We start from the raw sequence: 2,524 nt of genomic DNA on the forward strand, positions 1-2,524 counted from the left end.
GCCCGTCACGGCGGTCGGTACGCTGCGCCGCGGAGAGGGCGGTCCGGGGAGGTTCGTCACGTCGGTGGCGGAGGCGTTCGCCGGCGGCGCGACCGTGGACTGGGCGAAGCTGTTCGACGGGACGGGTGCCCGACGCGTCGAACTGCCCACGTACGCCTTCCAGCACCGGCGCTACTGGCTGGAGGCCGCTCCGTCGCGGCCGCTCGCCCTGGGCATGGCGGACGGCGACCGTACGGACGCCATCTTCTGGGACGCGATCGAGCGGGAAGACGGCGAAACGCTGGCGGCCACGCTCCGCCTCGACACCGTCGAGCAGCAGGAGTCGTTCGACGCCGTCCTGCCCGCCCTGGCCCAGTGGCGTCGCCGGCGGCGCTCGGAGTCGACCGTCGACGAGTGGCGCTACGTCGCCGCCTGGCGACGCACGAACGGCACGGCCAACCCCTCGCTCTCCGGCACCTGGCTCCTCGTCACGCCCGATGCGTGCGCCGACGACCCGCTGCTGGCGGACACACGGCAGACCCTCGAAGACCACGGCGCCGAGGTCGTCACCCTCACCCTGGACGGGAACGACGCCGACCGGACCGTACTGACGGAACGGCTCCGCACGATCACCGCGGACCACACGCCGTCCGGCGTCCTGTCCCTGCTCGCCCTGGACGAGACCCCCTACCCGGAACACCCCGTCGCCGGCACCGGACTGGTGCTGACCCTGTCGCTGATCCAGGCCCTGGGCGACCTCGGCACCGGGGCGCCGCTGTGGTCCGCCACGCGGGGCGCGGTGTCCACCGGCGGCACGGACCCGCTGACCAGCCTGGCCCAGGCCACCGTATGGGGCATGGGCCGCGTCGCCGCCGTGGAGTACCCGGACACCTGGGGCGGCCTGGTCGACCTGCCGGGCACCCTCGACCGACAGGCCCGCACCCGGCTCGCCGGCGTCCTCGCGGCCACCGACGCCGAGGACCAGGTGGCCGTCCGCGCCTCCGGAGTCATGCTGCGACGCCTGGAACCCGCGCCGCTCGGCGACAGCCGCCCCGCCCGCACCTGGAAGCCCCGCGGCACCGTCCTCGTCACCGGCGGCACCGGCGCCCTCGGCACCCACCTCGCCCGGTGGCTGGCCCGCAACGGCGCCGAGCACCTGATCCTGACGAGCCGCCGCGGGCTCGCCGCGCCCGGCGCCGAAGCGCTGGTCGCCGAACTCGCCGAGCTCGGCACCCAGGTCACCGTCACCGCCTGCGACATGGCGGACCGCGACTCCGTGGCCGGCGTCCTCGCCTCCGTACCCGAGGACCGCCCCCTCAGCGCCGTCATCCACGCCGCCGCCCACATCGACCTGGCCGGTCTGGCCGAGACGACGGTGGCGGAGTTCGCCGACGTCATGAACGCCAAGGCGGCCGGCGCGGCACATCTCGACGCACTGCTGCGCGACACCCCGCTCGACGCGTTCGTCCTGTTCTCGTCCGTCTCCTCCATCTGGGGCGTCGGCGACCACGGCGCCTACGCGGCGGCCAACGCCTACCTCGACGCGCTCGCCGAACGCCGCCGGGCCGACGGCCTGACCGCCACCTCCGTGGCCTGGGGCGTGTGGGACGCGGTCGGCGACAACGCCCCCGAGACCCTGGACCTGGACCAACTGCGCCGTCGCGGACTGCGGTTCATGGACATCGATCTCGGCATCACCGCGCTCCAGCAGACGCTCGACCACGACCAGACCCTCCTGGCCATCGCCGACATGGACTGGGACACCTTCCTCCCGGTCTTCACCTCCGCGCGCCCCAGCCCGCTGCTGGACGAGCTCGCCGAGGCCCGGCGTCTCCGAGAGGAGAGCACCACGGGCGCAGGCGACATCACCGGCGGCCCCGGGACCGACCCGGCCTCACCCCTCCGGCAGCGCCTGTCCGACCTGGCGCCCGGCGAACGCGGACACGCCGTCCTCGACCTCGTCCACGAGCAGGTGGCGGCCGTCCTGGGCCACGCCGACACGGGCACGCTCGACTCCGGACGCGCCTTCAAGGAGCTCGGCTTCGACTCCCTGACCGCCGTGGAACTGCGGAACCGCCTGAACACGGCCACCGGCCTGCGACTGCCCGCCACCCTGATCTTCGACTACCCCAACAGCGCCGTACTGAGCGCCCACATCCTGGAGCAGCTCCTCGGAGCGACGGTGACGACGGCCCCGGACGGCCCCGCCACGACCGCGTCCGGCGTCGTCACCACGGGGCTGTCGACCGACGACGACCCCATCGCGATCGTCGCGATGAGCTGCCGCTACCCGGGCGGAGTGACCTCCCCCGAGGAACTGTGGCAGCTGGTCATGTCCGAGAACGACGCGATCGGCGGACTGCCCACCGACCGCGGCTGGGACATCGAGGGCCTCTACGACCCCGACCCCGACGCGCCCGGCAAGACGTACGTGCGCGAAGGCGGCTTCCTCTACGACGCCGCCCGGTTCGACCCCGAGTTCTTCGGTATCTCGCCGCGTGAGGCGGAGGCGATGGACCCGCAGCAGCGCCTGCTGCTGGAGACG

The 2,524-nt window shown here is 73.8% G+C and carries 1 protein-coding gene; it reads left to right on the forward strand.

Features of this window, described 5'->3' with window-relative positions; all coding sequences use genetic code 11:
- Positions 1–64 precede the first annotated feature (64 nt).
- A partial coding sequence (locus GTW67_RS06415) for an SDR family NAD(P)-dependent oxidoreductase (protein WP_161163825.1) occupies positions 65–2,524 on the forward strand: 2,460 nt, incomplete at its 3' end.

Origin of the sequence: Streptomyces sp. SID5910 (genome assembly GCF_009862125.1) — a bacterium.
GTDB lineage: Bacteria > Actinomycetota > Actinomycetes > Streptomycetales > Streptomycetaceae > Streptomyces.